We start from the raw sequence: 25,544 nt of genomic DNA on the forward strand, positions 1-25,544 counted from the left end.
CCGTCAAGTCGCTGGGATAGCGGAGGCCGCGCCGCTCATAGACCCGCCGGTTCTCCTTCGTCCACATGCTGCCCCCCCGATTCGTCTGGAGAGCTATGGAATCACAACTGATTCATCGGACTCAAGAACCTTCCGGACGGGCTCTAAGATGCTGGCAGTCTCCAAAATTGTGGCCACGTCAAAATTGCCCGTGGCAAACTTCTTCAGCTCCTCCACCTGAGCAGGTCGATAGTTGAGCATGTCGAACTCAAAGAATGGCTTCGCATCCATCTTGTTCGGTTCAGCGAGATCGGTGAAGAACCAGTAGACAATGCCGTTGGTCAGGATGCCGAAGCGGGCCTCCGTGACAGAAAAATAGCGGTAGAGCTGGGACATGTGCTGAGTTGATAGCGCACCTTTGCAGGGCTTGCACTCAACGAGCATCACCACTTTTCCATCAAGCTTGATGGCGTAATCAACCTTCTCGCCCTTCTTCACGCCGACATCAGCGGTGAATTCAGGCATTACCACGTGCGGGTCGAATACATCGTACCCAAGGTCACGGAGAAACGGCATGATAAAGGCCGTCTTGGTGGCCTCTTCCGTTTCGATGGCATCCTTCTGTTTGGCGATGCGCTGAGCAAGCGCCGCTATCTTGTCGGAAAAATCCATCAGAAACACCCCCCTGACCGTTTGTCGAATGTCGCCACACGACCTTTGATTTAGCCCATCTTACCACCCCTATTGATTGCAGCAAGAGCGCAATATTAACTAGAATAAAAAACATCACACGTCGCAATGTGCGGGACATAACGAGAGTTCAGCAGCCAAAAGAGTGCGGCCGGAGCTTTTCACGTCGATCTGAGGGAATTTATGGTGGGCGGTGACGGGCCGACCACCCCGCCCTGATAATTCAAGGGTTTGGTATCATAAGGCTCCAGGTGTGGCAATCAGGTGCGACAATTGCCATGCAGACCACTGCCTACCTGACCCTATCACGGCACAACGTCTACTATTTCCGCTGGCCGCTGCCCATGGAACTCCATCCGCTGCGCCAGCGCCTATATATAAGGACATCGCTGCGCACCCATGACCGCAGGGAGGCGTTGCGCCTTTCGCGCAGTTTGGGCTACTTGGGAGAGACACTGACCGCCCAAGGGATCGCCTCCGGTATGCGCTATGATGAAATCCGCGCCGTGCTGACCAAGCACTTCTCCGACAAGCTGGCACAGCACAAGGCCCGCATTGCGGAGCATGGCCGCACAGGCGCTCCAAAGCGCCACGGTGGCGGGAATCGTTGGCGGCGGTGACGAGTTCCAGCCGGTCTGATTTGTCCAAGGTCATTGCCCGTTACCCCTTCGACTTCTCGACAAGATCGGCAAGGGTGCCCAACAGGGTGTCGTGGCGCTTGGCTCGTCGTTCGGCGATGGCGAGGCGTTCCTGTTCGATGGAGAGCATTTGCGCCTCGTGCTCCCGCGCCTGCCGGTTGGCCTCGTCCTGCATGGCGAGGCGGGCGGCAAGCTCGGCCTTGGTGCGGGCCTCGGTCACTTCCGCTTCGCGGGCGACCCGGCGGCGGTGCTCCTCGTCCTCGGCAAGCTTCCGCTTCCGCCGCTCTTCCTCGGCCCGTTCGGCTTCGATCCGGGCGGCTTCCGCCGCCTGCCGTTCCCGCTCGGGACGGGTCTTTTCCCACTGGTGGCGCTCATGGGCGTTGCGGCCCGCCTTGGTGACGAAGACAACGCCCCGCAGCAGCCACAGAATCACATTGCCGATGGCGTGGAAGATCGAACGGACGGTCCAGGGGATGCCCGCCCATATGCGGGGGATGATCCGCAACCCGTTGCCGCGTTCGCCGCTGAAGAACACCCAGCCGAGGACGTGGAAGCCGTAATAGAGGGCGTACAGCAGCGGGAAGGCGCAGACAAAGGCGACAACGCCAGCACCAATGGGGTTGGGCGGATGCTGAAAACTGGCCCATGCCACGGCGATCAGAAACGAAAGCTGAGGGGGCCGATGTGCTCTACAACGGTTAGAAAATTTTGAAATCCGGCGATATGGCGTATAATGTCCTCGTACCCTCTAATTTTTCCTATATGAAACAAGTGGTTGAAGGCTGAGGCGCTGACATGGAAACGGTCATTCGCGATGTGACCTTGGAAACGGTCAACCAAGCCATTGCCAACCGGGCGGGGATCAAGCCCGGTGAGAGCTTTTCCGTTGTCGTCGTCGATAGTGCGCCGCGTCCGCATTCCCGTCTGGCCGATGTCGCGGGGAAAGCACGAGTCCCCGTGGCTCCGAAAGGGCTGACGGTGGAAGGAGCTGCGAGCGAGCCGGGCGAGGGCGTCAAGAGCCGCATGGAGCGCCTGCTTGCCAAGGCAGGGGCGGGCGTTGCCCTGGTCGGCCCACAGACGACCGAAGATATCGACCGGCGTATCCGTGAGTTCCGGGGCGATGAATAGCGACGTATCGAACGCCAGCCGTATCTACGCGGACTCCAACACCCTTATCTATCTGGTCGAAGGCTCGCCGGAGTTTCTGCCGTTCGCCGAAAAGCTCTTCCGGTATGCCGGGGAGCAAGGCATTGCGCTGGTGACGAGCGAAATCACCATTGCCGAATGTCTGCACGGGGCCCACAAGCAGGGGAGCGAGGCGCTTGCGGAGGAATACCGCGAGGTGTTCCGCGATATGGACGTGTTCAATCTCGTCCCCGTTGCGCGGGAGATTCTGGAGCGTGCCGCGAGGATCGGCGCGGAGCAGAAATTGAAGCTGATCGACGCCATCCACGTCACGTCCGCCATTGATGCCGGGTGCGACGTGTTCGTGACCAATGACCGGGGCATCAAGAGCACGCCGGATTTGAAGGTCGTGCAGCTTTCGGAGCTGTAGCCAGTCGGGGCGGTCAGAAGTCGTCGGGGATGTCCACGCCCTCGGGAAACGACAGGACGCCCGCCTTTACCAAGACGGATTTGATGGTTGGGAATTCGGCGAATCCATCGTCATACAGCTCGCCATCCACGAAATCACACTCGGTCAAGGTGGCTCGAAAGAAGTCCTCGACACGCCCGCGTCGATTCGGCCCCAGGTAGCTGACGGTCAGGATGGTGCGTTTGTAGTGGATGAGGACAACCCGCCCATCGTCCGTTTCCGCTTCCCATTGGGACGGGAGGGCCGGGCAAGTGCGCCGTAGGGAAACGATGTTGATCATTGGGTTCCCCTATTTTCGCAATTTTACCACGTTGGTCGTGTCCTTGGGACTGATGAGCCCATCCAGGTAGTTCGCCCAAGCTTCAAACGCCCGGCGGCGATCATCCATATACAGGGCCTTGTTGTACACCCCCGCAACGCCCGCCTTTGCCATTCCCGAGACGTGATTGACGCAGGCTTCCACCACATGAGGGGCAATGCCGACGTGCTCATTCATCATCGTCACCATGGTGCGGCGCAGGTCGTGCAGCGTCCAATGCTGCATGGGCTGTTCACCCGCCTCCTCGCGGCGCTTGGCGATCCAGGCATCCACCCGTTCCTTGGCATTACTGAAGCCGGTGGTCGGGGTGTTGCCGGTGGTGGTGAGGAGCAATCCCATGTCTCCGACGACCGGACGACCTGTGAGGATGGTGACGACCTGGGGGGAAAGCGGCACGATATGGGGCCGTCCGTTCTTCGTGCGATCCCCTGGGATATGCCAACTCGGCTTGTCCGTGTCGGTATCCGAAAGCTCGCTCTCGCTGATGCCCGCCACCTCGCAACGGCGCTGACCGGTCAGAAGAAGGAGCTTGAATAGGTCGCCGAACAACCCGCCTTCCACCTCGAACGCGGCCAAAACTTCAGCAATCTCCTTCTCGTTCAAGGTGCGTTCGCCGATGCTCTTGGGAGATGGCGGCTTGATACGGTCGGTCGGCGGCACTTCGAGCAAATCCCGCTCCGCGCACCAATTGAAGAACTTGGAGAGGTAGGCCAGCATCTTGTTCGCCCCCTTGGGGCTTCCTTTCTCGATCATCGTATCGAGCACCGCGCGAACGTCGGCGCGGGTGATGGCGGTGATGGGCCTGTCCTTCCACCCAGCCGTATATCCACCGAACAGCGCCAGCCGGTAATCTTTCTGCGTCGCCGCCGCAAGGTGGGGTTCGGCGTGCTGGCGCATGAAGCGTTCTGCAACAGCCGCGAAGGTGGCGGCGGTTCGCTGGGTATCCGCTTCTTTCTGTTGGGCCTTCTGTTCCCTGGGGTCGATGCCGCGTGCGGTGAGTTCCGTCCACTCTCCGGCCTTCTCGCGGGCATCCTTGAGGGTGATGCCGGGGCCGTCTTCCATCACCTTCGCGTGGCCGATGGTGAGGCGGATCTTTTTCCCGTGAAGGCGGGTGATCACGAAATACGAGCGGCTACCCGCCACCGACACACGCACGCCGAACGCGGGCATGGCGGCATCAAAATATTCCACCTGCCCCTTTTCCGGGAGCTGCAAGCGGGCAACGGCAAGCACGGTGAGTTTTATCTTCGGCATGGTCTGAACCCTTTTCCTAGGGGACGCCTAGGGGACAAACGTCGCCCGTTAGGGGACGTTCACGCATGTAAGGCCATGTTCGATAAATCGCGCAAGCGCGTTGTAATTACGGGGTTTTTCACGGCTTTATGAGAAGCTATGTTCCACTGGATTTCGCGTTTCTGGAGGAATCATAATCCTGGGGTCGGGGGTTCAAGTCCCTCTCCCGCTACCATCCTTCGCGAAACAAAAACCCTTGTCGGGCCTCTGGCCGGACAGGGGTTTTTTGTTTGCTCGCGCGTCAAAATCTGCCACGACGTCATCGTTCGGGTCGAGCGGGGCGTGATTCGGTTGAATCACGCCCCGCTCTGCGGCCATTGCGGCCGCGGCCACGCAAACCGGAGGTTTGCGCCCGGCGAGGGGCAAAAAATGACGAGATCATGCTGCGATCTTTTCGCGGCATGATCGAGGATACGCGCGATGGTCGACGACGAGGTCCTGAAGCGGTGGCGCCACGACGTGCTGGAAGCAGGCGGCGGGCCGCAGGCTTGGCTGGAGCTGGCCGGCGGGCTGGCCGGGCAAGGCCTGCTTGATGGCGGGGCCATTCCGGCCCTGCTAACCGGCCTGACCCAGTTCCCCGATGATGGCAGCCTGCTCAAGGCCCTGGCGCTTCACGAGTTCCGCGCAGGCCTTGACGATGCCGCCCGCGCACGCCTGGCCGAACTGGCCACCTTTGATGCCGAGGCGGCGCTACTGCGCCTCAGGATCGACCAGGCCAGCGGCGCCATCGCTCGCGACGACATGGTCCGGGCCGCCGGACTGGTCATCAACGTCACCCCCTGGGGCGAGCCGCACGAGGAATTCGTCCGCCTGTGCCGCGAGGCCGGCTTCCACGATCTGGGGGTGCAGTTGGTGTCGCAATGGCTCCAGCACCGGGGAGCCACGGTGTGGGCCTATCTGCGGGCCGGCGAGATGATGCTGGAAGCCGGCCAGATGGCAGCGGCCATCCCGGTCTTGCTGGATCTGTGGCAGCAGCGTTATCTGGTCAGTGCCGATATCGGCCCATGGACCGGCATCCCCGACGACACCCCCGCCGACGAGGCCCGGGTGATCGAGGCGATCAGCCACGCCTTCGCCATCCCCGAGAGCGAGCTTCCAATCCACCCCCTGCCCGACCATGGCCACGACCCGGCACGGGTGTCGGTGCTGTATGTGGGGTCCGAAAGAACCGGCGCCGGCCTGGACGCCCAGAACGACCTGGCCGCCCACTTCAAGGCCGCCGCCCTGGCCGCCGGGGGACAATGCTCGGTCTGGCTGGACAGCGTTCTGGCCGCGCCCTGGGGCCGGCGCTGCGGCGATGCCCTGGCCCAGGCGCGGCGCCAGGCCTTCGTCGCCGAACTGGACCGGGCCCGCCCCGACATCGTCTTGTTCGACGTCCAGGCCCTTCCGGGCGGACGCAGCCTCTCGATCGACGAAATGACGGATTTGAAACAGCGCTTCGGGTTCCGGCTGGTGTTCGTCAGCCGCGACACGCTGCGGGCCACCCATGGTCTGATCGAAGCGTGGGCGCGGGTCGCCGACAAGATCTTGCTGTTCGACCCCAATGCCTATGTCTTCACCGATCGCGCCGCCGCCGATCTGGGGGCACGGTCGCTGGCCATCCCGGTTCCCGCCCTGGGCCCGCCCTTCGCACCAATCGACGCGCCGGCCGAACACCAATTGCTGTTCGTCGGCAGCACGTCGGGGCCGCACCGCTCCTATCTGGTCGCCGGGCTTGCCGCCGCCGACATCGGGCTCGAGGCCGTCATCGGCCGCCGCCGCCACCAGATCGCCCCCGACCGCGAGTCCTATGCCCGCCTGCTGGCGTCCAGCCGCGCGGTGGTCAATGTCGCCGCCCACGCCTATGGCGACGGCGGCTCGCTGGTGACCGGGCGGGTGTGGGAAACCATCGGCGCGGGATCGCTGCTGTTCGAACAATTGTACGAAGGGTCGTCGCGCTTCTTCGCGCCGTGGCGCCATTTCGTGCCATGGAGCGAACCCGCCGACATCATCCGCCGCTGGCGGGGGTGCTGTCCCGCCACGAGGAATTGCGTGCCAAGATCACCCGCGAGGCCCGCGACTGGGCCGAACGCCATTACGGCCCGGACCGGGTGTGGCAAGCCATACTCAGCCACGCTTTGGCTTGAGCGGCCTTAGCCCGGCTGGACGTTGGGGCAGTCGATAAGCGAGCGGCGGCAGCCGTCGGGCCGGGCCGGGGCATAGTCGGGACAGGTCCGGCAATCGCGGTCCTGGGCCAGCAACAGGCGGTCGCGTTCGGCGATCATCGCCTCGATGTCGCCTTGTTCCAGGATGTCCAGGGTGCGGTTGCGTTCCTCGGCGGCGCGCCCCGACCGGTGGCTCAAGGTCTGTTCGGCCTCGATCAACGAGGTCCGGGCCATCTCGCAGGCCGAATCCACCACCTGATTGAAGCGGTCGAAGGCCACGGTCATCGCCCGCAGCCCGTCGGCGGCGCGCTGTAATTCGACGGCCGACCGGAACATCAAGAAGCGTTCGTGGCTGATGATCTTGGCGTTCGACACGGCGGAACGCTCCCGTCAATGGAGGACACACTCAGGATAGCAGTTCCCCCCTCGGTCAAGTCGAGTGAAATCGGGGAATATCAGGTCCGCCCATCGGAGGGGGGCTCGGCGAAAAAGTATAAGCCCGGAACTAGGCCTGGTGTGGGTTCCTTAAGCTTCCGCCACTTTGGTCCCCCACCGATGCTCATTATCCCTGCACGCTGGCCATGAGTATGATTTCAGCCAACCAAGCCCATACTCAATTCAACCGCACGTACGGTTGACATTCAAAGGGAGAGAGACCATGGACAGCCGCCAGCAATGGATCGAACTGGCCCACATTCTGGAAGCCGAGTGGCGCGGCGAGCGCATCAACCGCAGCCAGGCCCGCGATCTGGCGATGACCCTGCTGCCCAAGCATCCCGAGATGCGCATGACCCTGTCCAGCATCCAGACCCGCATGGCGAGGGCTTGACCGAAGCGCTTGTTTTAGCGCTCAGCCGACCGACATAGTGCACCCACCGTCGCAAGATTTTCGGGTGCTTCCATGAAGAGTGTCGTGTTGGCCTTGGGCCTGGTGTTAACCTCGATTTCCGCCTGGGCGGCCGACGCGCCGCGCCAGGCGGTGGTCTACAAGAACCAAAGCTGCGGCTGCTGCGGTGGCTGGGTCGATTACCTGCGCGACAATGGCTGGCAGGTGGTGGTCCACGATGTCGATGACCTGGACGGGCTGAAGGACCGCATGGGCGTGCCCGATCAGGTGCGGTCGTGCCACACCGCCAAGGTCGGCCACTATGTGATCGAGGGCCACGTTCCCATCGAAGCCATCGACAAGCTGTTTCAGGCCAAGCTGAAGGTCACCGGCATCGCCGCGCCGGGCATGCCCCAGGGCTCGCCCGGCATGAGCGGCGTCAAGGAACCCAACCCCATCGTCACCTTCGGCGGCGGCCCCAGCAAGCTGATCGGGACTTATTGATCGGCGGCCACGATCCAGCCGCCGCCCAGCACCCTGGCCCCTTGATAGAACACACAGGCTTGGCCCGGGGCCACGCCCTCTTCCGGCGCGGCCAGCTCCACCTGGGCGCCGCCATCCTCGGTCAGTTCGACCACAGCTGACGCCGGCGGCCGGGTCGAGCGGACCCGCACCTCGACCGCCACCGGCCCATCGGCCACCTCGCCCAACCAGTTGACCCGCTCCAGCCGGATGCGCCGCCGGCCCAGGGCCGAACGCGGCCCGACCACCACCCGCGCCGAGGCGGCGTCCAGCGCCACCACATACAGCGGATCGCCGCCCCCCAGGCCCAGCCCCCGTCTTTGGCCGATGGTGTAATGGATGATGCCGGCGTGGCGGCCCAGCACGCGGCCATCGACATGGACGATGTCGCCGGGCCGCGACCCGCCGGGGCGCAGGCGTTCGACCAGGCTGGCATAATCGCCGTCGGGGACGAAACAGATATCCTGGCTGTCGCGCTTGGCCGCCACCGGCAAAGCGTGGCGCGCCGCGATGGCCCGGGTCTGGTCCTTGCTGTCCATGCCGCCCAGCGGGAAGCGCAGGAATTCCAGCTGATCCCGGGTGGTGGCGAACAGGAAATAGCTTTGGTCGCGGGCGGGATCGGCGCCCTTCAGCAAGATCGCCCGCCCGCCTTGCTCGGCCCGCTGGACGTAATGGCCGGTGGCCAGGGCCTGGGCACCCAAATCGCGGGCGAAGCCCAACAGGTCGCGGAACTTGACGGTGCGGTTGCACTCGATGCAGGGGATCGGGGTGCGGCCCTGGATATAGGAATCGGCGAAGCTTTCGATCACGTCGGTGCGAAAGATCGCCTCCATGTCGATGACGTAATGGGGGATGCCCAGGGCGTCGGCCACGGCGCGGGCGTCGTGGATGTCCTTGCCGGCGCAGCAGGTATTGGGCCGGCAGATGGCCTGGCCGTGGTCGTAAAGCTGAAGCGTGACGCCTACCACCTCCCAGCCTTCCTCTTGCAACAGGGCGGCGGTGGCCGAGGAATCGACGCCCCCCGACATGGCGACGACGATGCGCCCCTTCATGCCCGCCCCCCGGCATCGACGATCGAGGCCAGCGCCTTCATGCTTTTGGAATGGAACTCGCGGCGGAACAAGATGGCGGTGACGGCAGCGGCGGCGGCCATGAACACCCAGGCATTGACGAACCAGCCCAGCATGGCCAGCGCGAAGTAATAGGCGCGAAGGCCGCGGTTGAAGCTGTTGGCGGCCAGGGCCTGCAGGCGGGCGGCATGGCAGGCGAAGCGGTCCTTGTCGGCATCCAAGGCCTCGGGCATCGGCGCCGAGCCCATCAGGATGCAGCAATAATTGAACTGCCGCAGCGACCAGGTGATCTGGAAGAAGGTATAGATGAACAGGCAGGCCAGCAGCAGCACCTTCATCTCGAACGCCTCGTGGCCGCCATCGGCCATGAAAGGGATGTCGAGAGTGACTTCATAGCCCCTGCGGCCCGAGCCCATCAGCGCGGCCAGACCGCCGACCACCAGCAGGCTGGCCGAGGCGAAGAAGGCCACCGAGCGCATCAGGTTGCCGATGATGGCGGTGTCAGCGACGCGGTTGTCGCGGTCGCACAAGGATCGCATCCACACCAGGCGGTGGCGGCCCATCACCGCCGACAGCGAACGGCCCTTCGAGGTGTAATGATCGGCCGCCACGGTGTAGCAGACCCACAGCGCCAGGAACACGCCCAGCGCGGCAAGGTCGAGAATGGGGATGGACTGGATCATCGTGCGGCCCTCGTCCGTGTCGCCCGGCCCTCACCCGCCTCGGCGATGCCTCGGCACCCTCTCCCGCCCGCGGGAGAGGGAGGGACCCGACGCCAGCGGCGGCGGGAGGGAGAGGGCCACGGCGGGAACCCTAATCCCGTTCGTCGATCCAGGCCATCTGGATGGCTTCCAGGATCTTTTCGTTGGACTTGGCCGGATCGTCGTCGAAGCCCGGCAAGGCGCACACCCAGGCATGCAGGTCGGTGAACCGAAGGTTCACGTTGTCGGCATCCGGGTGGCGCTCTTCCAGGGCGATGGCGATGTCTAAGACGTCGGCCCACTTCATCGGGTTACTTCTTGTCGACCATCATGTTGCGGGTCGCCGCCGGCAGGGTGACGACCAGGCCGTCCAGCGCCTTGCTCATGATCACCTGGCAGCCCAGGCGCGAGGTCGAAGTCAGGCCGAACGCCAGGTCCAGCATGTCTTCCTCGTCCTCGGTGGCCTCGGCCAGCTTGGCGAACCATTCCGGCGCCACCACGATATGGCAGGTCGAGCAGGCCAGCGAACCCTCGCAGGCGCCTTCCAGCTCCAGCTTGTTGCGGTGGGCGATTTCCAACACCGACAGGCCCTCGGGGGCTTCGACCTCGTGGCGGTTTCCGTCGGGAGCAATGAACGTCATCTTGGGCATGGTCAAACCTTCTTCGAGTGCGATCTATTCGCCGCCCCCCAGGGCGCCATCGAGCCGATCCACCGACATGCCGGCCAGGGCGTTGCGGATGCCGCGGTCCATGCGCTTTTCGGCGAAGGACTTGGTGGCGTTCTCCAGATCGTCGACCGCCTGCGTCACCGCGTCGCGGTCCGACCCCGCGCACGCGGCGTTGACCTGCTCGATGGCCGCATCGATAGCCTGTCGTTCGTCCGCCGACAAGAGGTCTTGATCAACCGACAGCGCCGATTGCACCGCCAGCACCGATCGCTGGGCCTCGACCACCGCTTCGGTCAGCAATCTTTGCGCCATGTCATCACGGGCATGGACCAGCGAATCGCGCAGCATGGTGGCCATTTCGTCGTCGGTCAGGCCATAGGACGGCTTGACCACCACCTGCTGCTCGACCCCCGTGGTCATCTCGGTCGCCGACACCGTCAAAAGCCCGTCGGCATCGACCTGGAACTGCACGCGGATGCGCGCCGCACCGGCGGTCATCGGCGGGATGCCGCGCAGCACGAACCGGGCCAGCGAGCGGTTTTGGTCGACCATCTCGCGCTCGCCCTGGACCACATGGATGGCCATGGCCGACTGGCCGTCCTGGTAGGTGGTGAATTCCTGCGCCATCGCCACCGGGATCGGCGTGTTGCGCGGAATGACCTTCTCGACGATGCCGCCCATGGTCTCGATGCCCAAGGACAAGGGCGTGACGTCCAGCAACAGCGTGTCCGAGCCCACCGTCAGGGCCTCGGCCTGCAGGGCGGCGCCGACGGCGACCACCTCGTCGGGATTGATGTTGGAAAGCGGCGGCCGGCCGAAGAATTCGGCGACGCGGGCGCGCACCAGCGGCATGCGGGTCGAGCCGCCCACCAGCACCACGCCCTGGATGTCGGCGACATCGATGCCGGCATCTTCCACCACGTCGCGGCAGATCGAGATGGTGCGCTCGACGAAGGGGGCGGCCAGGCTTTCCAGTTGCTCGCGGGTCATGGTGTGCAGGCTGGGCTTGCCGTCCACCTCGATCATCCATTCGCCCGAGGGCCGGCTGGTCAGGCATTCCTTGGCGACGCGCGCCGTCATCAGGGCCTGCTTGACCTCACCCGAGCTGATCGGATGGTCGCCCACCGCCACCTTGCGCTGGGACAGGAAATGTTCGGCGATGGAATGGTCGATGTCGTCGCCGCCCAGCACGGCGTCGCCGCCGGTGGCCTTGACCTGGAACACGCCCTTTTCCATCTTCAGGATCGAAATGTCGAAGGTGCCGCCACCCAGATCGTAGACGGCGTAAAGACCCTCGACCGAATTATCCAGGCCATAGGCCAGGGCGGCCGCCGTCGGCTCGTTGACCAGGCGCAGCACCTCGATGTCGGCCAGGCGGGCGGCGTCCTTGGTGGCGGTGCGCGCCGCGTCGTCGAAATAGGCCGGCACGGTGATCACCGCGCGGCTGACGAACTTGCCCAGCAGCGCCTCTTCCGCGCGGGCCTTGATGGCGCGCAGGATATCGGCGGAAATCTCGACCGGGGTCAGCACCCGGCCGGCGACGCGCAGCCGCACCATGCCGCCGTCGGGATTGGGTTCCAGCGTATAGGGCAGCGTGCCGGCCAGGCTTTTGACGTCCTCGATGCCGCGCCCCATCAGCCGCTTGATCGAGGTCACCACATGGTCCGGGCTTTCCAGGATCGCCTCGCGCGCGGCCTGGCCGACCACCACCTCGCCGTCATCCTTGTAATGGACCACCGACGGGATCAGCGCCTTGCCGTCGGCGGCGCGTAAGACCTCGACCTCGGTCTCGAAGGACAGCGCCACCACCGAATTGGTGGTTCCCAGATCGATGCCGACGGCGGCGCCCCTCTCGGATTCGTGCGGGGCCGGCGTTTCACCCGGCTCGCACAATTGCAGCATGACGAGACCGTCGTCGGACATGGGATTCTTCCTTTTTCTTTGGCGGTCAGCGCGCCTGGCGGGTCAGGCGGGACTTCTTGGTGCGGGCCTCTTCGGCCAGCTTGACCAGATATTTCAGGCGGATGGTCAGGTGCACCGCTTCGTCCAGGTTCTCGCCGTTGATGGCGGCCGAGATGTGGCACTGGCACGACAGCACGTCGGTGTCGGCGGCGGCCGACAGCTTGGTGATGGTCTCGACGCTGTCGGCGTCGGCGATGGCCTCGCGCTTTTCCATCTGCTCCATCAGCAGGCTTTTGTCGCTGATGGTGCCGCACGCCGTCAGATCGACCTTGTGGCCCATCAGCTCCAGCAGATAGGCGGCCCGTTTCAGCGGGTCCTTCAAGGTCTCGTAGGCCTCGTTCAGGGCGGTGGCCTGCGACTGCGACAGCGCGCGCTCCTTCGGCGTCTTGGCGGCGAAGCGGTCGGGATGCAGCCGGCGCTGGAAGCCGAAATATTGCTTTTCCAGCTCGTCCAGATCGACGTCGAAGGTGGCCTTAAGGCCCAGCCGGGTGAAATGATCGATCGGCCCCGGCCCCTGGACGGCGCCACAGACCGAGCAGAACAGGGCGCGTGTCGCCACCGGCCCCTTGCAGGACCAGCACGGCATCAGTGCGGGCATCGCCTGGGCGGTCATGACCATCAGACGTGGAAGGACTCGCCGCAGCCGCAACGACCCTTTTCGTTGGGATTGCGGAACACGAAGCCCGACTTCATCTGCTCTTCCACCCAGTCCATCTCGGTGCCGAAGACGAACATCGCCGCCTTGGGGTCGATCAGCACGGTGACGCCTTTCTGTTCGACCACTTCGTCGAACTGAGTCTTCTCGTCGGCATATTCCAGGGTGTACTGCATCCCCGAGCAGCCCTTCGAGCGCACGCCGATGCGGATGCCGGCCGACGGCTTGCCACGCTTGGCCAGCATGGCCTTGACGCGGTCGGCGGCGGCATCGGTCAGGATGATGGGCGTCTTCATGTCCATACGCAGGTCCCTTTCTTTCCGGTCAGCCGGCGGCCTGTTCGGCCTCGTCCTCGCCCTGGCCGGACTTCTTGCGATAGTCCGCGATGGCGGCCTTGATAGCATCCTCGGCCAGCACCGAACAATGGATCTTGACCGGCGGCAAAGCCAGCTCGTGGGCGATATCGGTGTTCTTGATGGCCGCCGCCTCGTCCAGCGTCTTGCCCTTGACCCATTCGGTGACCAGCGAGCTGGATGCGATGGCCGAGCCGCAGCCGAAGGTCTTGAACTTGGCGTCCTCGATGATGCCTTCGGGGCTGACCTTGATCTGCAGCTTCATGACGTCGCCGCAGGCGGGCGCACCCACCAGACCGGTGCCGACATCGCCGGAATCCTTGTCCATCGAACCGACATTGCGGGGATGTTCGTAATGATCGACGACCTTTTCACTGTAAGCCATGGAAACCTCCAACCTGACCGGCCTAAACCGGAATCATTCTAGAATAGCACGAAAGCGCTTATCAATGCTCGGCCCATTGGATCGACTTGATGTCGACCCCTTCGAGATGCATGTCCCACAGCGGGCTCATGGCGCGCAGATGCTCGACCGCCTCGGCGACATGGCCGATGGCATAATCGATGTCGGCCTCGGTGGTGAAGCGGCCCAGACCGAAGCGCAGCGAGGTGTGGGCCATTTCGGCATCCAGGCCCAGGGCGCGCAGCACATAGGACGGCTCGAGCGAGGCCGAGGTGCAGGCCGAGCCCGACGACACCGCCAGATCCTTGACCCCCATCATCAGCCCCTCGCCCTCGACAAAGGCGAAGCTGATGTTGATGTTGCCGGGGATGCGCTGTTCCAGGTCGCCATTGACATAGATTTCCGGCAGCCGCGCCTTCAGGCCGTTCAGCAGGCGGTCGCGCAGCATGTGCAGGCGCTCGCCCTCGGCACCCATCTCGGCCTTGGCCAGACGGCAGGCCTCGCCCAGGCCGACGCACAAGGGGGTCGCCAGCGTGCCCGAGCGCATGCCGCGCTCTTGCCCGCCGCCATTGATCATCGGCACCAGACGCACGCGCGGACGGCGGCGGACATAGAGCGCGCCGATGCCCTTGGGGCCGTACAGCTTGTGACCCGAAATGCTCATCAGGTCGATGTTCATGGCGTTGACGTCGAGCGGAATCTTGCCGACCGCCTGGGCGCAATCGGTGTGGAAGAAGGCGCCCTTCTTGCGACAGATGGCGCCGATCTCGGCCAAAGGCTGGATCACCCCGATCTCGTTATTGACGGCCATCACCGAGACGATGGCGGTCTTGTCGGTCACCACCGCTTCCAGTTCGGCCAGATCGATCAGGCCGTTGGTCTGAACCGGCAGATAGGTGACGCGGAAGCCTTCCTGTTCCAGGTGGCGGCAGGTGTCCAGCACGCATTTGTGCTCGGTGACCACGGTGACGATGTGGTCCTTCTTGTCCTTGTAGAAGTGGGCGACGCCCTTGATGGCCAGATTGTTCGACTCGGTGGCACCCGAGGTGAAGATGATTTCCTTGGCATCGGCGCCGATGATATCGGCCACCTGCTCGCGACCGATCTCGACCGCTTCCTCGGCTTCCCAGCCGTAACGGTGATTGCGCGAGTGGGGATTGCCGAACTTCTCGAAGAAATAGGGGATCATCTTCTCGACCACACGCGGATCGCACGGTGTGGTGGCCTGATAGTCGAGATAGATCGGCTGTCCAGGAGCCCGGGCAAGAGTAATGTTGGTCATCCGTTCGATCCCTTTTTCTTCACGCGGCCTGGGCCGCCTGTTTAACGTCCAGTCCCTTGCGGCCCGCCAGATCGGTCCAGGCGTTCAGGAACAATTCGATCTCGTTCTTGGTCGTGTCCGGCCCCAGGCTGACCCGGATCGCCGAACCGGCCCATTCGGGCGCCAGCCCCATCGCCTTCAAGACATGGCTTTCGCCCACCTTGCCCGACGAACAGGCCGAACCGGCGCTGACCATCAATCCGGCCAGATCCATCGCCGCCACCTGCAACTGGGCGGCCACGCCGGGCAGCGCCAGGCAAGTGGTGTTGCACAGGCGCAAGGCGGCCTGGGCGACCACGCGGGCCGCCGGCACCCGGGCGAGGGCTTGGGATTCCAGATGATCGCGCAAATCACTCATCTCTAATATGGTATCCTTGCGCAGGATGTCATCGGCGGCGACACCGAAACCGACGATTCCGGGAAGATTTTCGCTCCCCGAGCGCCGACGTCGCTCCTGCCCCCCACCAAGCAAAAATGGTGCCATCGGAAAGTCGGGGTTTTTCAACGCCAACGCGCCGCATCCGGGCAAACCGCCCATTTTGTGGGCCGACAATGTCAGGAAGTCGACATCCAGGTCCGACATCGACACAACCAACCGGCCGGGGCCTTGGGCGGCGTCGCAATGGACCAGGGCGCCCAAGCGGTGGGCCAGGCGCGCCACCTCGGCGACCGGCTGGATGACCCCGGTTTCGTTGTTGGCCAGCATCACCGAGACGATCGCCGACTGGTCGGATTCGGCCAGCAGGCGTTCCAGCGCCGCCAGATCGACGATGCCGTCCTGGTCCACGGGGACGATGTCGGTGGCATAGGCCAGCACCGACGGATGCTCGACCGCCGAGGCGACCATCCGGGGCCGCTCGCACCCTTTCAGGGCCAAGGCGTTGGCTTCGGTGCCGCCCGAGGTGAAGATGATTCCACCGGCCGGGGCGCCGACCAGGCCAGCGACCGACGTGCGGGCCGCTTCCAGCCGGGCGCGGGCGGCACGGCCGGCGGCGTGGACCGAGGATGGATTGCCGGCCTCGCGCAAGATGTCCGCGACGACCGCCACCACCTCGGGCCGCGCCGGGGAGCCGGCGTTATGATCGAGGTAAGCCGAAACCGTCACGGTCAATCACGCTCCTTTCTACTGGGCCGCCACCGAGCCGGAATTGCCGTGGAACATGCCCGAACTGCCGAGGATACGGCGCTCGCACACGTCGGACAGCGACACCGACGACAGGTACAGGTAAATCTGGTTGCCCAATTCTTCCCACAGATCGTGGGTCAGGCAACGGCCCTTGTGATGGTGGCAGCCGGCCGGCGAACCGGGCGAACAGCGGGTGGTCTGGATCGGCTCATCGACCGCCAGGATGATGTCGGAAATGCGCAACTGGACCGGGGTGCGGGCCAACAGATAGCCGCCGCCGGGACCGCGCACGCTTTTCACCAGGCCGCCCTTCCTGAGCTTGCCGAACAGCTGCTCGAGATAGGACAGCGAAATTTCCTGGCGCTCGGCGATGTCGGCCAAGGCCACCGGACTTCCCTGGGAATGGCTGGCCAGATCGACCATCGCCATCACGGCATAGCGCCCTTTGGTGCTGAGTTTCACGTCTTCGTCTCCCGAGATGGCGGACCCTTGCCTTGGGCCCCGCGCCCGTTGTCGTTACTGCTGCGAGGATGCCGAGAGGGATTTTTCCTCCTCGTCCTCGCCCTGATGCGCCACGATCATCCGCGGCTTGCGACGGCTGGTGCCGTTCTTTGATTTGGTGCCTTCCAGCTCGGCTTCCAGGTCGCCGACCCGTTCCAGCAAGGCGCCGACCTGGGCGCGCAGCGAATCCACCGCGCGCGCCACCGGATCGGGCAAATTCTCGTCTTCCAGGCCATAGGCGCAGAAGGTCGGCTCGCCCTCTTTCGCCTTGCGAAGCACCATGCGGGCGGGGATGCCGACCATGGTGGCACCCGGCGGAACCTCGGTCAGCACCACGGCGTTGGCGCCGATGCGCGCCCCCTTGCCGACGGTGATCGGCCCCAGCACCTGCGCGCCCGAGCCGACGATCACCCCGTCTTCCAGGGTCGGATGGCGCTTGCCCTTGTGCAGCGAGGTGCCGCCCAGGGTGACGCCGTGATAAAGGGTGACGTCGTCGCCGATGATCGCCGTCTCGCCGATCACCACGCCGGTGCCGTGATCGATGAACAGCCGCCGCCCGACGGTGGCTCCGGGATGAATCTCGATGCCGGTGAACACCTTGCCGATGTGCGACAACACCCGGCCCAGCAGGCACAAGCCCTTGCCCCAGCACCAATGCGCCAACCGATAAATCAGCAGCGCATGCAGGCCCGGATAGCACAAGATGACTTCCAGCCACGAATGCGCCGCCGGGTCACGGCTGCGTATCGACGCGATATCTTCTTGAAAAGACTTGAAATCCATGGCGGGCAATATGCTAATCTTCCGGCTCGGTCGCGGCAGGCCATGGCTTGGGGGGATACCGGCCAAGGTTCTGCAGCGATCGAAAGTGAATATAGGATGTCCGACCAGGCCGGTCAACCATGACCGACCCCAATCCATGAAGGCCTCGATAAGTCTCCGACATCGACGGTGGGAGATTCCCGCCGATCCGGGCCGGAAAACCGAACGAAGCTGAAGTCAGGGGATACGATGCCCGAGGTTATTTTCAACGGACCAGACGGCCGCCTTGAAGGCCGCTATCACCATTCCAAGGTTCCCAACGCCCCGATCGCCTTGTTGCTGCACCCGCATCCGCAGCATGGCGGCACCATGAACAACAAAGTCGTCTATGGGATGTACCACACCTTCGTTCGGCGTGGTTTCTCGACGCTTCGCTTCAATTTCCGCGGTGTCGGGCGCAGCCAGGGCAAGTTCGACAACGGACAGGGCGAATTGTCCGATGCCGCCTCGGCGTTGGATTGGATGCAAAGCTACAACCCCAATGCCGGCGCCTGCTGGGTTGGCGGGTTCTCGTTCGGTGCCTGGATCGGCATGCAATTGCTGATGCGCCGGCCGGAAATCGACGGCTTCATCTCGGTGGCGCCGCCGGCCAACATCTACGACTTCACCTTCCTGGCGCCCTGCCCGTCCTCGGGTCTGATCGTCCATGGCAGCTCGGACGAGCTGGTGCCCGAGCCCAGCGTCGCCAAGCTGGCGGCCAAGCTGGGCAGCCAGAAGAACATCAAGGTCCGCTATCGCACCGTCGAGGGCGCCAACCACTTCTTCGGCGCGCACATGGACCCCTTGAACGAGCTGGTCGACCAGTATCTGGGCGAATCGCTGGACGGTGCCACCCGCGCCGAGCCGGCTGCGGCCCTGGCCGCCGCCCTGCCCTGACCGGCCGATCGGCGCTGAAAGAAGATCGGGCCGCCCCTAGGGGCGGCCCGTTTCGCTTGGATTAGTAACGCGGCGGCACGGTGGCATAGCCGCGCGGTTCCGGCGGGCTCCAGCTGGGCTGGTTCCAGCCGCCGCCCCACGCCCCGCCTTGCGGCGCCGCATAGGCCGGCGGTGGCGCATAGTTCCACGCCTGGGGCGCGCCATAGCCCTGGGGAGCGCCGTAGGCCGGTGCCGGGGCATAATGCTGATAGGGCTGCGGCCCATAGGAATAGCGCGGCTGTTGTTGGGCGGCATAGGTGCGGTCGGCGCGGTCCATCGAGGCGCCGGCTTCCGAGCCCATCCACGCCCCCAGCAAGGTGCCGAGCGCCGTGGTAGCCAATTGCCCCTTGCCCTTGCCGAACTGCGAGCCGGCCAGAGCGCCGCCGGCACCACCCAACAGGGACCCGCCGGTCTGCTTGCTGATGCCGAAACCGTCGCCGCCCGGCTGGGCGCAGGCGGCGAGAGACAGGGTCAAAGCGGCCGCCACCAGAATCTTGCGCATGATGTCCTCCATGGTCGGGACCCCATGTCGGAAGGTCCCATGGACATCATATAATACGCCCGGATGGCCGAATTATGGCAGCCCAAACGAAAACGCCCGCCGTTTCCGGCGGGCGTTTGGTTCGCGCGAGGGGCCGTGATTATTCGGCCGAGCCTTCGCCTTCCTCGTGGAATTGCGGCGACACCGTGCCGGCACGCGGCCGGGCCAGGGCGACGGACTTTTCCAACTCGGCCTCGGTGCACAGGCCCAGGGTGACCGGATTGCGCGGCTTGATGTTGGTGGCGTTCCAGTGGGTCTTTTCCCGCACCGACTGGATGGTCGGCTTGGTGGTGCCGATCAGCTTGCACAGCTGCGGATCCGACAGTTCCGGATGGTGCTTCAGCAGCCAGGCGATGGCGTCGGGGCGATCCTGACGCTTCGAGACCGGGGTGTAGCGGGCACCCTTGGGCTTGGCGCGGGGCTGCGGATAGTCGGTGATGTTCAGCTTCAGGTGGGCGTCCTGATCGGCCTCGCAGCGCTCGATCTCGGACTTGGACAGCTGGCCGTTGGCGACCGGATCCAATCCGACGATGCCGGACGCGACTTCGCCATCGGCGATCGCCTGCACTTCCAGGGCATGCAAGCCGCAGAAATCAGCGATCTGCTCGAAGCTCAGAGCCGTGTTCTCGACCAGCCAGACGGCAGTTGCCTTGGGCATGAGCGGCAGGGCCATGTATCTCTCCATCTTGGGGCGCCCGTGCTGGTGGGCGCCGACAATCAATTCCATAAGGCCGTTGTTATAGGGGAGTGGTCAGCCCGGGTCAAACCGTCAACACGATCTTGCCGATATGGGCGCCTGATTCCATCAGCCGATGCGCGTCGGCCGCCTGGGCCAGGGGGAAAGTGGCGTGTACCACCGGGCGGATGGTGCCGGCTTCGATCAGCGGCCACGCCATGTCCTTCAGCCCTTGCGCCATGCGGGCCTTGGCATCGTCCGATTGCGGCCGAAGGGTCGAGCCGGTCAGGGTCAGGCGCTTCAGCATCACCGGCATCAGGTTCAGCTCGGCACTCGAGCCCTTCATGAAGGCAATGTTGACCAGACGGCCGTCGGCGGCCAGCGAGCGGATGTTGCGGGCCATATAATCGCCGCCGACCATGTCGAGGATGACGTCCACCCCTTTGCCGCCGGTCAGTTCCTTGATGGCGGCGGCGAAATCGGTGGCGGTGTAGTCGATGGCGTGGTCGGCCCCCAGCTCGCGGCAGGCCGTGATCTTACGCTCGCCCGAGGCGGTGGCGAACACCGTCGCCCCGAAGGCCTTGGCCAGCTGGATGGCGGTGGTGCCGATGCCCGAGGTGCCGCCATGGACCAGGAACTTCTCGCCCGCCTTCAACTGGCCGCGCTCAAACACATTGTGCCAGACGGTGAAGAAGGTTTCCGGCAAGGCCGCCGCCTGCACCAGATCCAGCCCGGCCGGAACCGGCAGACAATGGCGCTGGTCGGCGGTGACGTACTCGGCATAGCCGCCGCCGGCCACCAGGGCGCACACCGTCTGATCGGTTCCGACGATGGTGCCGGCCACTTCCAGCCCCGGCAGGTCCGAGGCGCCGGGCGGGGCCGGATAGGCACCCTGGCGCTGCAGCACGTCGGGGCGATTGATGCCGGCCGCCGCCACCTTGATCAGCACCTGCCCCGGCCCCGGCTGCGGCACTGTCCGGGTGGCGGGCTTCAGCACCTCGGGCGCGCCCGGTTCGCTGATCTCGATGCAGGTCATGGTGGTGGGCTGGGTCATGGTCGAAGCTCTTTCCGGGCCTGTTTCGCGCCGCGACAATCTGGTACGGTCACGGGAATATGGCAAGTGGCGCCGGAGGTTCCGATGGATTGGGACGAACCCGAGAAGAAGAAGAAACGCCTGGAACCAGCCAATCTGGAAGTTCTGGGCGTCGCCGAACTGGGCGAGTATATCGCCGAGCTGGAAGCCGAGATCGCCCGCGCCCAGGCCGCCATCGCCGCCAAGAAGAATGTCCGTGCCGGCGCCGAGGCGCTGTTCAAGAAATAACCACCGGGGGGAATGAATATGCTGAAGGGACGCACCGCCATCGTCACCGGCTCGACCAGCGGCATCGGTCTGGGGATCGCCCGGTCGCTGGCCGCCAAGGGGGCGGACATCATGCTGAACGGCTTCGGCGACGCCGCCGAGATCGAGGCGATCCGCGCAGGCCTGGAAGCCGAGTTCAAGGTCCGCGCCCTTTATAACGGCGCCGACCTGTCCAAGGCCGACCAGTGCGAGGCGCTGGTCAAGGATGCCGAGACCCGGCTGGGCCGCGTCGACATCCTGGTCAACAATGCCGGCATCCAGCACGTCGCCCCCATCGACGAATTCCCGCCCGAGCGCTGGGACGCGGTGATCGCCATCAACCTGTCCTCGGCCTTCCACACCATCCGCGCCGCCCTGCCCGGCATGAAGGCGCTGGGCTGGGGCCGGCTGATCAATGTCGCCTCGGCCCATGGGCTGGTGGCCTCGGTCAACAAGGCGGCCTATGTCGCCGCCAAGCACGGCTTGATCGGTATGACCAAGGTGGTCGGCCTGGAATGCGCCGAAACCGGCATCACCTGCAACGCCATCTGTCCCGGCTGGGTGCTGACGCCCCTGGTGCAAAAGCAGATCGACGCCCGCGCCGCCGCCCAAGGGGTGTCGGTGGCCGATGCCGGCCGCGACCTGTTGTCGGAAAAGCAGCCGTCCAAGCGCTTCACCACGCCCGAGCAATTGGGCGACACCGCCGTCTTCCTGTGTTCCGACGCGGCCTCCAACATCACCGGCACCCAGCTTGCGGTGGATGGCGGCTGGACCGCGCAATGACCAAGCCCGCCCCGTTGACCAAGGCCGACTTCCGCTATTTCGTCGATATTCAGACCCGCTGGGCCGACAACGACATGTTCGGCCACGTCAACAATGTCGAATATTACCGCTTTTTCGAAATCGCGGTGGTCGATTTCCTGATGGGGCCGTGCCAACTGGACCTGTTCAACGCCCCGGCGGTGCCGTTCGCCGCCGAAAGCAAATGCCGGTTCTTCCGGCCGCTGTCATGGCCGGAAAAGGTGGTGGCCGGCATCCGGATCGAGAAGCTGGGACGGACCTCGGTGACCTATGGGATCGGGCTGTTCGGCGAAGGATCGGACCAGGCGGCGGCGGAAGGCCACTGGGTCCACGTGTTCGTCGGTCGCGAGGATCAGCGCCCCACCGACATCCCCCCCGCACCCCGCGCCGCCTTCGAGGCACATCTGGCCTGACGGATCAGTCTTTTTCCCGCTTCAGCAGCACGCGGACATCCGGCGTGTGGTCGAACGTGTCGATCCGCCAGCCGATATCCTCGACCCGATAGACACGGCCGGAACGGGCGCGGATACGATTGCCAATCCGGCAGGGGATATCCGCCTCGAAATAATGGTTCACTTCAGTCTTGTCGAAAGACTCTGCTATGAAGAACCGCATGACACCCACCATGCCTTACGTTTAAACCCTATTCATAATTATCCATCTTCTTTAGAGTGATTTCAATATTTTCATTTTTATCTATTTTTTTACAGTATTCACAAACAAAACACCCGGAGTCATTGCTGACTCCGGGCGTTGGCACGACGGCGATCAGGCCGCTTTGTCTTCGGCCGGCGGGCTTTCAATCAGCCGCGGGCGTTCCTTCATTTCGATGGGGATGCTGCGCGGCTTGGCCGATTCGGGGATTTCCCGCTTCAGATCGACATGCAGCAGGCCGTTCACCAGGGCGGCACCATCGACCAGGATGGTGTCGGCCAGTTCGAAGCGACGTTCGAACGAACGCCCCGCGATGCCGCGATGCAGGTATTCGGCGGGCTTTTCCTCGTGCCGGTTCTTGCCGGTGATCACCAGGGTATGGTTGGTCACGGTGACGTCCAGGTCGGCTTCGGCGAAGCCGGCCACCGCCATGGTGATGCGGTAATGGTCGTCGTCCAGCTTCTCGATGTTGTAGGGCGGATAGGCCAGCGTCTGGTCATCCAGGCGGCCGGCGGCATCCAGCATCCGCGACAGATGGTCGAAGCCGATGGTCGAGCGGAACAGGGGGGAGAGATCAAAAGCACGCATGCCCAGTCCTCCTTCTCGAAGCAACCAGAATTGAGATGGCGGGCCATTGGCCGCCCGTGCCGTCCCCAGGGACCGGACAGCGGCGAATCCCGCGCGAAGTGCCGGTTCCGGCCACCTCGCACCATCGATTTAGGATGGATTCTGGGGCCGTCAAGCCCCCGCCCCTTGCCGGTCGGAACCGGCGTTCCCACCTCGGAAAAGATGGGCATCACACGGGATTTCGGCCATGCAACACCCGGCTTTCGTGCGCAAGACCTATGCCGAGACACTGGACCTGATGGTCGAGGCCCGCAATTACCTGGGCCTGGCCGGCCCGCCGGTCGGCCGATCCCCCATCGAATCCGTCGTCGGCTTGCGCCACTCGTGCGAGGCGCTGCGGGCGACCGCCCGGCTGACCAGCGTGATGGCCTGGCTGATGATGCAACGCGCGATCCAGCTGGGCGAAGTGGACGAGGATCAGGCGCTGGCAGGAGCCGCCTGGCTGGACGGCGACCCGGTCTGCCTGGCCGAGGCCGACGAACCGCTTCTGCCGCAAGGGCTGCAAAATCTGCTCAGGCGCAGCCTGCTGCTTTACGTCCGGGTGGCGCGGATCGAGGAACGTCTGCGTCAGGCGGCGTGACCAGGCCAGCTATTTCCAGGGAATCTCGTAAAGGGGAATGGCGTCCTTGAAGCCCTTCATGTGCTTGGCGCCGACGGCGCGGAAGCCGGCCTTGGGCTTGCCCGACAAATCCATCACCGAGGCGGTGCACAGGATTTCGTCGGTGTTGGTGGCGGCGCAGACGCGGGCCGCCAACTGAACGGTCGAACCGAACAGATCGTCTTCCTCCTGGATCGGCTCGCCGGCATTGAGGCCGATGCGCAGATGCAGTTCCTGGCTGGGCATGCGCTGGTTGTGCTCGGCGACCTGGCGCTGCATGGTCACCACCGAGTCGATCGCGCCGGCGGCCGAATAGAACGACGCCATGATGCCGTCGCCGGTATGCTTGACCTCGTTGCCGCCATACTTGGCCAGGGCGTTCCTGACGATCAGATTGTGGCGGCGCACGATTTCCTGGGCGGCGGCGTCGCCCCGCTGCTGGGTCATGTCGGTCGAGCCGACCATGTCGGTGAACAGCACCGTCATCATCTGCTTCTTGGTCTCGCCGCCCTTGCGGTTCCAGTTGGTGAAGACGTCGCGCAGGCCCAGATGGGCGCCGTCCTCGTCGCCCAGCAGGAAGTTGCCCATGGCGTCGCGGCCGGCCTGGGCGACCGACAGGTAGCGCGGCTCGCGCAGATATTCCGGCAGCTTGTCGTGGAAGCCCTCGGCCAGTTCGCCCTTGGTCCCCAGCCGGTCCAGGGCCTGGGCCAGCAACTGGCGCCGGCCGGAACTGGAAATCTTCCTGAACTCGCCCAGGGATTCGATGGCGCCGGCCAGATAAAGGTGCAGGGCGAACTTGTTGTAGGCGTCCATCTCGATCCGGTTGGCGCGACAGAAATCCATCGCGCCATCCAGATAGCGGCGCACCGCGCCGGCCTGCGATTCGGCCGACTGGCCGCCGGCTTCCTCTTTTTGCGGTTTGGCCTGCTCGGCCTCACGCGATGGCTGCGACATGATCTCGGGCAGGGCTTCGTCGGCCGGCGGCAGGATCGGCGGGAAATCGTCGTCGGCAAAGGCCGGCAGGTCGTCGTCCTTGTCGGCGATCAGCGGCAGGTCGCGCGCCGCCTCGTCGGCCAGCTTGTCCACCGACTTCTGCAACTGGCTGTCGCGGCGGGGCGCGCGCGGCGTGCCCCACGACAGGTTGGGCGCGCCGAAGGTCGGGACCTGGGCGCGGCGCGGCATGAACTTCATGCCCAAGGGCACCGCCGTCATCAGGAAGGTCAGGGCGAACACGGCGACCAACAGCTGGTTGTAAGCCGCTTCCGAGATCGACATCGAAAAGCCCATCTTCCACAACAGCACGATCGCTTCCGGCGTGACCTTCAGGGCCAGCATCGATACCGCCAGCGACAGGGCGCAGATGCCCATCAGGCGGACCAGGATCTGACGCAGCTTGGCGGCATCCTCGATCTCGGACGCGGTCTTCTTGCGCTGGGGCGCGGGCGCCGGTCTGGCCGCGGCCTTGGCGGCCGGCTTGGCCGCCGCCTTGCCCGAGGATTTGGGCTGGTCGCGGTCGCCGGACGACGACGATGCGCGGGCCTGGGCCGGTTTGGGTGCCGTCGGTGGCGGCTTGCCCGAACCGACGCCCGAGCTGACATAGACGTCGGCTTCCTCGAAGGCGTTGTCGTCGGTGTAATAGGTTTCGCGGAGCACCTTGACCTTGATCTTCAAGGTCTGCTCCAGCTCCTTGGCTTCGGCAATCGCGGTTTCACGCTCGGTACGTGGGAACCGTGCGTGCAGCATCCAACCCCGGCCTTCGAGGACGTAAACCTCGTAATGGACGATGATCATGACGTCTGCTTACCC

Annotated in this window: 34 protein-coding genes; 11 read left to right on the forward strand and 23 right to left on the reverse strand. The window is 64.5% G+C overall.

Annotated features, from left to right (window positions below):
• Positions 1–93 precede the first annotated feature (93 nt).
• The gene (locus tag A6A05_RS09455) at positions 94–651 is read right to left on the reverse strand and encodes a type I restriction endonuclease (RefSeq protein ID WP_068499779.1); all 558 of its coding nucleotides are present in this window, start codon (positions 649–651) and stop codon (positions 94–96) included.
• Between the two features lie 296 nt (positions 652–947).
• On the opposite strand from A6A05_RS09455, the gene A6A05_RS09460 reads away from it, so the two are divergent.
• Positions 948–1,289 carry a DUF6538 domain-containing protein gene (locus A6A05_RS09460; protein ID WP_068499781.1) on the forward strand — a complete coding sequence of 114 codons (342 nt, stop codon included), beginning with the start codon at positions 948–950 and terminating at the stop codon, positions 1,287–1,289.
• A 40-nt stretch (positions 1,290–1,329) separates the two neighbouring features.
• Here the strand turns inward: A6A05_RS09460 and A6A05_RS09465 are convergent, their stop codons facing one another.
• Positions 1,330–1,959 (reverse strand): hypothetical protein, encoded by a 630-nt coding sequence (locus tag A6A05_RS09465; protein WP_068499784.1) that lies wholly within the window; start codon positions 1,957–1,959, stop codon positions 1,330–1,332.
• A 143-nt stretch (positions 1,960–2,102) separates the two neighbouring features.
• On the opposite strand from A6A05_RS09465, the gene A6A05_RS09470 reads away from it, so the two are divergent.
• Positions 2,103–2,435 carry a hypothetical protein gene (locus tag A6A05_RS09470; RefSeq protein ID WP_068499787.1) on the forward strand — a complete coding sequence of 111 codons (333 nt, stop codon included), beginning with the start codon at positions 2,103–2,105 and terminating at the stop codon, positions 2,433–2,435.
• On the forward strand, positions 2,428–2,862 hold the full coding sequence (locus A6A05_RS09475; RefSeq protein WP_068499789.1) for a type II toxin-antitoxin system VapC family toxin: 435 nt from the start codon (positions 2,428–2,430) through the stop codon (positions 2,860–2,862). Before A6A05_RS09470 ends, A6A05_RS09475 begins: the two co-directional genes overlap by 8 nt.
• 13 nt (positions 2,863–2,875) lie before the next feature.
• Here A6A05_RS09475 and A6A05_RS09480 read toward each other — a convergent pair whose 3' ends face one another.
• Together A6A05_RS09480 and A6A05_RS09485 are read right to left on the reverse strand one after the other, a co-directional pair.
• Entirely contained in the window at positions 2,876–3,181 is a 306-nt protein-coding gene (locus A6A05_RS09480; RefSeq protein WP_068499792.1) for a hypothetical protein, read from the reverse strand.
• A gap of 9 nt (positions 3,182–3,190) precedes the next feature.
• Complete coding sequence (locus A6A05_RS09485) at positions 3,191–4,474, reverse strand: tyrosine-type recombinase/integrase (protein ID WP_068499794.1); 1,284 nt, start codon at positions 4,472–4,474, stop codon at positions 3,191–3,193.
• Positions 4,475–4,933: 459 nt separating this feature from the next.
• On the opposite strand from A6A05_RS09485, the gene A6A05_RS09490 reads away from it, so the two are divergent.
• A complete protein-coding gene (locus A6A05_RS09490) occupies positions 4,934–6,649 on the forward strand; it encodes a glycosyltransferase family protein (RefSeq protein WP_068499797.1) in 1,716 nt (571 codons plus the stop codon).
• On the opposite strand, the gene A6A05_RS09495 is transcribed toward A6A05_RS09490, so the two are convergent.
• The gene (locus A6A05_RS09495; protein WP_068499798.1) at positions 6,646–7,032 is read right to left on the reverse strand and encodes a hypothetical protein; all 387 of its coding nucleotides are present in this window, start codon (positions 7,030–7,032) and stop codon (positions 6,646–6,648) included. The two genes, A6A05_RS09490 and A6A05_RS09495, sit on opposite strands and share 4 nt — an antisense overlap.
• 283 nt (positions 7,033–7,315) lie before the next feature.
• Here A6A05_RS09495 and A6A05_RS20810 point away from each other — a divergent pair, with 283 nt between their 5' ends.
• Together A6A05_RS20810 and A6A05_RS09500 are read left to right on the forward strand one after the other, a co-directional pair.
• Positions 7,316–7,486 carry a hypothetical protein gene (locus tag A6A05_RS20810; RefSeq protein WP_156520989.1) on the forward strand — a complete coding sequence of 57 codons (171 nt, stop codon included), beginning with the start codon at positions 7,316–7,318 and terminating at the stop codon, positions 7,484–7,486.
• Positions 7,487–7,558: 72 nt separating this feature from the next.
• Positions 7,559–7,987 (forward strand): DUF411 domain-containing protein, encoded by a 429-nt coding sequence (locus tag A6A05_RS09500; RefSeq protein WP_068499801.1) that lies wholly within the window; start codon positions 7,559–7,561, stop codon positions 7,985–7,987.
• Here the strand turns inward: A6A05_RS09500 and mnmA are convergent.
• From mnmA to cysE, 12 genes are all read right to left on the reverse strand, one after another.
• Entirely contained in the window at positions 7,981–9,057 is a 1,077-nt protein-coding gene (mnmA, locus tag A6A05_RS09505; protein WP_068499803.1) for a tRNA 2-thiouridine(34) synthase MnmA, read from the reverse strand. The genes A6A05_RS09500 and mnmA overlap by 7 nt on opposite strands.
• A complete protein-coding gene (locus A6A05_RS09510; RefSeq protein ID WP_068499806.1) occupies positions 9,054–9,758 on the reverse strand; it encodes a DUF599 domain-containing protein in 705 nt (234 codons plus the stop codon). The genes mnmA and A6A05_RS09510 overlap by 4 nt, the downstream gene beginning before the upstream one ends.
• 130 nt (positions 9,759–9,888) lie before the next feature.
• Positions 9,889–10,083, reverse strand: coding sequence for a Fe-S cluster assembly protein IscX (gene iscX / locus A6A05_RS09515; RefSeq protein WP_068499809.1), 195 nt, complete (start codon positions 10,081–10,083; stop codon positions 9,889–9,891).
• 4 nt (positions 10,084–10,087) lie between these two features.
• Positions 10,088–10,426, reverse strand: coding sequence for a ferredoxin family 2Fe-2S iron-sulfur cluster binding protein (locus tag A6A05_RS09520; protein ID WP_068499811.1), 339 nt, complete (start codon positions 10,424–10,426; stop codon positions 10,088–10,090).
• A gap of 24 nt (positions 10,427–10,450) precedes the next feature.
• Positions 10,451–12,367, reverse strand: a complete 1,917-nt coding sequence (gene hscA / locus A6A05_RS09525; protein WP_068499814.1) for a Fe-S protein assembly chaperone HscA — start codon at positions 12,365–12,367, stop codon at positions 10,451–10,453.
• A 25-nt stretch (positions 12,368–12,392) separates the two neighbouring features.
• Entirely contained in the window at positions 12,393–13,025 is a 633-nt protein-coding gene (gene hscB / locus A6A05_RS09530) for a Fe-S protein assembly co-chaperone HscB (protein ID WP_245644253.1), read from the reverse strand.
• Complete coding sequence (locus tag A6A05_RS09535; protein ID WP_068499817.1) at positions 13,025–13,363, reverse strand: HesB/IscA family protein; 339 nt, start codon at positions 13,361–13,363, stop codon at positions 13,025–13,027. Before A6A05_RS09535 ends, hscB begins: the two co-directional genes overlap by 1 nt.
• Positions 13,364–13,385: 22 nt before the next feature.
• Positions 13,386–13,799, reverse strand: coding sequence for a Fe-S cluster assembly scaffold IscU (iscU, locus tag A6A05_RS09540; protein WP_068499820.1), 414 nt, complete (start codon positions 13,797–13,799; stop codon positions 13,386–13,388).
• A 61-nt stretch (positions 13,800–13,860) separates the two neighbouring features.
• Positions 13,861–15,099, reverse strand: coding sequence for an IscS subfamily cysteine desulfurase (locus A6A05_RS09545; RefSeq protein WP_068499823.1), 1,239 nt, complete (start codon positions 15,097–15,099; stop codon positions 13,861–13,863).
• Between the two features lie 19 nt (positions 15,100–15,118).
• Positions 15,119–16,243: a cysteine desulfurase family protein gene (locus tag A6A05_RS09550; protein ID WP_068499895.1), complete on the reverse strand. Its 1,125-nt coding sequence runs from the start codon at positions 16,241–16,243 to the stop codon at positions 15,119–15,121.
• An 18-nt stretch (positions 16,244–16,261) separates the two neighbouring features.
• Positions 16,262–16,726 carry an Rrf2 family transcriptional regulator gene (locus A6A05_RS09555; protein ID WP_068499826.1) on the reverse strand — a complete coding sequence of 155 codons (465 nt, stop codon included), beginning with the start codon at positions 16,724–16,726 and terminating at the stop codon, positions 16,262–16,264.
• A 54-nt stretch (positions 16,727–16,780) separates the two neighbouring features.
• Positions 16,781–17,548, reverse strand: coding sequence for a serine O-acetyltransferase (gene cysE / locus A6A05_RS09560; protein WP_068499829.1), 768 nt, complete (start codon positions 17,546–17,548; stop codon positions 16,781–16,783).
• Between the two features lie 228 nt (positions 17,549–17,776).
• Here cysE and A6A05_RS09565 point away from each other — a divergent pair, with 228 nt between their 5' ends.
• Positions 17,777–18,463, forward strand: a complete 687-nt coding sequence (locus tag A6A05_RS09565) for an alpha/beta hydrolase (RefSeq protein ID WP_068499832.1) — start codon at positions 17,777–17,779, stop codon at positions 18,461–18,463.
• A 61-nt stretch (positions 18,464–18,524) separates the two neighbouring features.
• On the opposite strand, the gene A6A05_RS21495 is transcribed toward A6A05_RS09565, so the two are convergent.
• The 3 genes from A6A05_RS21495 to A6A05_RS09580 form a co-directional block, all read right to left on the reverse strand.
• Positions 18,525–19,004, reverse strand: coding sequence for a glycine zipper 2TM domain-containing protein (locus A6A05_RS21495; RefSeq protein WP_156520990.1), 480 nt, complete (start codon positions 19,002–19,004; stop codon positions 18,525–18,527).
• Positions 19,005–19,143: 139 nt separating this feature from the next.
• Positions 19,144–19,716 (reverse strand): DUF1013 domain-containing protein, encoded by a 573-nt coding sequence (locus tag A6A05_RS09575; protein ID WP_068499898.1) that lies wholly within the window; start codon positions 19,714–19,716, stop codon positions 19,144–19,146.
• An 88-nt stretch (positions 19,717–19,804) separates the two neighbouring features.
• The gene (locus A6A05_RS09580) at positions 19,805–20,773 is read right to left on the reverse strand and encodes an NAD(P)H-quinone oxidoreductase (RefSeq protein WP_068499837.1); all 969 of its coding nucleotides are present in this window, start codon (positions 20,771–20,773) and stop codon (positions 19,805–19,807) included.
• An 84-nt stretch (positions 20,774–20,857) separates the two neighbouring features.
• On the opposite strand from A6A05_RS09580, the gene A6A05_RS09585 reads away from it, so the two are divergent.
• The 3 genes from A6A05_RS09585 to A6A05_RS09595 are packed head-to-tail and all read left to right on the forward strand — an operon-like array spanning position 20,858 to position 22,272.
• Positions 20,858–21,040 (forward strand): DUF1192 domain-containing protein, encoded by a 183-nt coding sequence (locus A6A05_RS09585; RefSeq protein ID WP_068499838.1) that lies wholly within the window; start codon positions 20,858–20,860, stop codon positions 21,038–21,040.
• Between the two features lie 18 nt (positions 21,041–21,058).
• Positions 21,059–21,841 (forward strand): 3-hydroxybutyrate dehydrogenase, encoded by a 783-nt coding sequence (locus A6A05_RS09590; RefSeq protein WP_068499901.1) that lies wholly within the window; start codon positions 21,059–21,061, stop codon positions 21,839–21,841.
• Complete coding sequence (locus A6A05_RS09595) at positions 21,838–22,272, forward strand: acyl-CoA thioesterase (protein WP_068499840.1); 435 nt, start codon at positions 21,838–21,840, stop codon at positions 22,270–22,272. The genes A6A05_RS09590 and A6A05_RS09595 overlap by 4 nt, the downstream gene beginning before the upstream one ends.
• 4 nt (positions 22,273–22,276) lie before the next feature.
• Here the strand turns inward: A6A05_RS09595 and A6A05_RS09600 are convergent, their stop codons facing one another.
• Both A6A05_RS09600 and A6A05_RS09605 read right to left on the reverse strand, forming a co-directional pair.
• Positions 22,277–22,474, reverse strand: a complete 198-nt coding sequence (locus tag A6A05_RS09600; RefSeq protein ID WP_068499904.1) for a hypothetical protein — start codon at positions 22,472–22,474, stop codon at positions 22,277–22,279.
• 153 nt (positions 22,475–22,627) lie between these two features.
• On the reverse strand, positions 22,628–23,101 hold the full coding sequence (locus tag A6A05_RS09605) for an Hsp20 family protein (protein WP_068499843.1): 474 nt from the start codon (positions 23,099–23,101) through the stop codon (positions 22,628–22,630).
• A 226-nt stretch (positions 23,102–23,327) separates the two neighbouring features.
• On the opposite strand from A6A05_RS09605, the gene A6A05_RS09610 reads away from it, so the two are divergent.
• Complete coding sequence (locus A6A05_RS09610) at positions 23,328–23,720, forward strand: DUF1465 family protein (protein ID WP_068499845.1); 393 nt, start codon at positions 23,328–23,330, stop codon at positions 23,718–23,720.
• A gap of 9 nt (positions 23,721–23,729) precedes the next feature.
• On the opposite strand, the gene A6A05_RS09615 is transcribed toward A6A05_RS09610, so the two are convergent.
• Positions 23,730–25,529: an adenylate/guanylate cyclase domain-containing protein gene (locus A6A05_RS09615; RefSeq protein WP_068499848.1), complete on the reverse strand. Its 1,800-nt coding sequence runs from the start codon at positions 25,527–25,529 to the stop codon at positions 23,730–23,732.
• Positions 25,530–25,544 lie beyond the last annotated feature (15 nt).

The organism is Magnetospirillum moscoviense, assembly GCF_001650635.1.
Taxonomy (GTDB): Bacteria; Pseudomonadota; Alphaproteobacteria; order Rhodospirillales; family Magnetospirillaceae; genus Magnetospirillum; species Magnetospirillum moscoviense.